2 protein-coding genes and 2 pseudogenes are annotated in these 3,894 nt (G+C 61.9%); 2 read left to right on the top strand and 2 right to left on the bottom strand.

Annotated features, from left to right (window positions below; translation table 11 throughout):
* Positions 1-523: pseudogene (locus EOA85_RS29680) on the bottom strand (sugar isomerase); the annotation flags it as partial.
* Positions 524-536: 13 nt separating this feature from the next.
* The gene (locus EOA85_RS29675) at positions 537-2,639 is read right to left on the bottom strand and encodes a bifunctional rhamnulose-1-phosphate aldolase/short-chain dehydrogenase (RefSeq protein ID WP_127212124.1); all 2,103 of its coding nucleotides are present in this window, start codon (positions 2,637-2,639) and stop codon (positions 537-539) included.
* A gap of 212 nt (positions 2,640-2,851) precedes the next feature.
* Between EOA85_RS29675 and EOA85_RS29670 the strand changes: the two genes are divergently transcribed.
* Both EOA85_RS29670 and EOA85_RS29665 read left to right on the top strand, forming a co-directional pair.
* Entirely contained in the window at positions 2,852-3,661 is an 810-nt protein-coding gene (locus EOA85_RS29670; RefSeq protein ID WP_127212123.1) for a DeoR/GlpR family DNA-binding transcription regulator, read from the top strand.
* A gap of 45 nt (positions 3,662-3,706) precedes the next feature.
* Positions 3,707-3,894, top strand: a pseudogene (locus EOA85_RS29665) (rhamnose ABC transporter substrate-binding protein); the annotation flags it as partial.

Genomic DNA, 3,894 nt, shown 5'->3' with positions numbered 1-3,894 from the left:
GTGCCTTCGATCCCAGCGTCTTGCCGATCTCGATGCATTCGAGATTGTGCTCGACCGCCTGCCGGCGGGTTGCGGCATCGGCATGCGACAGCGAGCCGAACTTGTAGGAAAGCGCCTGGCCCTTAGCGTCAGAGAACGTGTTCGAATTCATGGCGTCGAAGCCGAGGCCGAACAGGGAGGCGGCCTGCTTCAGCCGGTTCGGGTCGGCCTTGTCCCATGGAATGTGCAGCGAGACGGTCGGCGTCGCCTGCGTCAACTGCCGGATGACGGCGCAGTCCTCGATCTTGTCGAAAATGTCGCGCGGCTCGCCGGCGCCGGGAAAGCGGGCAAAGCGGGTGCCGCCGGTGCCGACGCCCCAGGACGGGATCGCCACGGCGAATTTTTCGACCTTGTCGCTGATAGCGTCGATGGCGATGCCGCGACGGTCAAGAAGCTCACCGAGCGAGTCGTAATCGCGCTTGAGGTCGGCCTCGCGCGCGGCGTTGTCTTTTTCGACGATGTCGGCGGAGATGATTTGTTCCATCGCCCGTCTCCGCTCAGCGCGTGAACGACTGGGCATTGCCCGCGTCGACATTGACGATATTGCCGGTCGACTTGGCCGACATGTCGGACGCGAAGAAATAGATCGCCTCGGCGATGTCTTCGGGGAACACCGAACGCTTCAGCATCGAGCGCGAGCGGTAGTGCTCCTCGAGGTCGTCGGTCGACATCTTGTAGGCGGCGGCGCGCTGTTCCTTCCACTCGCCGGTCCAGATCTTGGAGCCGCGCAGCACGGCGTCGGGATTAACGACATTGACCCTGATCTGGGCTTCCGCGCCTTCCAGCGCCAGACAGCGCGCCAGATGGATTTCGGCAGCCTTGGCCGTGCAATAGGCGGCGGCATTGGGCGATGCGGCAAGACCGTTCTTGGAGGCGACGAAGACGACGTTGCCACCGATCTTCTGAGCCCGGAACAGCCGGAATGCTTCCCGCGAAACCAGGAAATAGCCGGTCGACAAGATGTCCATGTTCTTGTTCCACAGCGCCAGCGTCGTCTCCTCGATCGGCGCCGAGGTTGCCAGGCCGGCATTCGACACCAGTATATCGATGCCGCCGAACTCGACCGCGGTCTCGGCGAAGCCGGAGATCACCTGGTCCTCTGACGTGACATTGATGACCAGCGGCCGCACGAAATCCTTGCCATAGGCTTTCGCCAGCTCGTCATTGGCGCTGGCAAGGGCGGTCTCGTCGATGTCGGCCAGCACGACGCAGGCGCCTTCGCGCAGCAGCCGGTTGGCCGTCGCCCGGCCGATGCCGCCGGCGCCGCCGGTGACCAGCGCGATCTGGCCGGCTAGAGCCTTCGGCTTCGGCAGGCGCTGCAGCTTTGCCTCTTCGAGCAGCCAGTACTCGATGTCGAAGGCTTCCTGCTCGGGCAGCCCGACATAGGTCGACACCGTCGAGGCGCCGCGCATGACATTGATGGCGTTGACGTAGAATTCGCCCGATATGCGCGCCGTCGCCTTGTCGCCGGCGAAGGTGAACATGCCGACGCCGGGCATCAGATAGACCACGGCGTTCGGATCACGCACCGGTGGCGAATCCACGTGCTTGCAGCGGTCGTAATAAGCCTGATAGCCAACACGATACTCCGCCACATCGTCGGCGAGACGGGCGATGACGGCATCGACGTCGGGATTCCCGGGATCGAATTCGATGACCAGCGGCCGGATCTTGGTGCGCAGGAAATGGTCCGGGCAGGATGTGCCGAGCGCTGCCAGTGGGCGCAAATCCTTCGAATTGACGAATTCGAGCACGGCCGGCGAATCGTCGAAATGGCCAAGCTTGTGGCTTTTCTCCGAAATCAGGCCGCGGATCCTCGGCATCAGCTTTGCCGCCGCGGCGCGACGCGCCGGCGCGTCGAGCGATTTGACGACTTCGCCACCGAAGATCGGCTTGCCTTCAGACTTGCGCTCGAACCAGTCGATCGCCTGGTTGATCACCGAGATCGTCGTCTCGTAGCATCCCTTTGGGGTGTCGCCCCAGGTGAACAGGCCATGGCTTGCCAGGACGACGCCCTTGGCCTCAGGGTTCTCGAGGCAGAATTTTTCCAGCCACAGGCCGAGTTCGAAGCCCGGACGCTTCCACGGCAGCCAGCCGATCGCGTCGCCGAAGATCTCCTTGGTCAGCGCCTTCGAATCCTTGGCGGCGGCAATGGCGATAATGGCGTCGGGATGCATGTGGTCGACATGGGGCTTCGGCACGAATGCGTGCAGCGGCGTATCGATCGAGGCCGCGCGCGGATTGAGGTTGAAGGTGCAGTGGGGCAGATAGCCGACCATTTCGTCTTCATGCTCGAGGCCGCGATAAAGACCCTTCAACGCCCTGAGCTTGTCCATATAGAGCGTGGCGAAGCCGTCGAGCTTGATCGAGGCGCTGTCGCCGCCCGAGCCCTTGACCCACAGCACTTCCATGCTCTCACCGGTGAGCGGATCCTTTTGCCAGATCTTGGAAGAGGTGTTGCCGCCGCCATAGTTGGTGACGCGCTTGTCGGAGCCAAGAACCTTCGAGCGATAGACGAGACGTTCCGGCTCGCTCATTGCTTGGGCTTTCGCGTCATCCCAAAGATTGGCGAGGCGCGTGCCGGAGCGCTTGTCGAGCATAGGTAATCCTCCCGTGACGTGAGACGCGCAAACGATGCGGTCAATTGCCACCGCATTGCGGGTCAGCTTTGCTCGAATGTCCACGCAAGCGGGGGCGTTGTCAATCACAAACGATCAAGATTGATCATATTGCACTGCACAATGAAATTATATGATCGGAAATGATTGACACTGCGCGTTTTGGGTGCCTAGATGCTCGGCAGGGAGGAACCATGCACGAGAAAGAGCGCCACAGGATCATTTTGTCCGCCGTCCAGGAAAAGCCTGTGGTGACGGTGCAGGAGATGGTCGACCTGACGGACTCGTCCGAGGCGACGATCCGGCGCGACATCGCCGCATTGCACGTGCAAAAGCGCGTGCGCCGCGTGCGCGGCGGCGCCGAGGCGATCACGCCACCGCAGTTCATCGGCCTTGCCGGCCGGCCTTTTTCCGTCAACGAGACGATCAACGCTTCGCAGAAGCGGGCCATCGCGCGGGACGCCGTGGAACTCTGCAAGGACGGCGAGCCGATCATCATCAATGGCGGCACCACCACCTTCCAGATGGTGCATTTCCTGACCGGCCGCCGGATGCCGATCTTCACCAATTCCTTTCCGATCGCCGAGCACCTGCTCAAGCACTCCAAGAACACGGTGATGCTGTCGGGCGGCACCATCTACCGCGAGCAGAACATCATCCTGTCGCCCTTCGAGAATGACGTGACGCGCAATTTCTATGCGCGCCGCATGTTCATGGGCGCACAAGGGCTCGGGCCACTCGGCTTGATGGAAGGCGATCCGCTGCTGATCCAGGCCGAGCAGAAACTGATCGATCAGGCCGACGAACTGGTGGTGCTGGTCGACTCGTCGAAGTTCAGAAAACGCTCGAGCCTGATCCTGTGCGGCCTGTCGCGCATCGCGACCGTCATTACCGACGACGGCATCGAGGACCGCGAGGCCAAGATGTTGGAGGCCGCGGGTGTGACGCTGGTCGTCGCCCGCACAACGCTGGGCAATAAGGAAGAATCTTCGCTGCAGGCCTGAGGCCCGCAGCGGCGATGGAATGCAACACTCAAGGGAGGATATTCGATGAGCTTTCTGAAGAAACTGATGGTTACGGCGGCGTTCTCCGCCGCCATGTTCGTGAATGCCGCCTATGCCGAGAACGTCAAGATCGCACTGGTGGTGAAGTCGCTCGGCAATGGCTTCTTCGATGCTGCCAACAAGGGCGCCGAAGAGGCGGCCAAGGAACTCGGCGACGTCGATATCATCTACAC

The sequence above is a fragment of the Mesorhizobium sp. M5C.F.Ca.IN.020.29.1.1 genome, assembly GCF_003997375.1.
Classification (GTDB): domain Bacteria; phylum Pseudomonadota; class Alphaproteobacteria; order Rhizobiales; family Rhizobiaceae; genus Mesorhizobium; species Mesorhizobium wenxiniae.
Note: the sequence above shows the minus strand (reverse complement) of the source record. Positions and strands in the feature narration are given on the sequence as shown.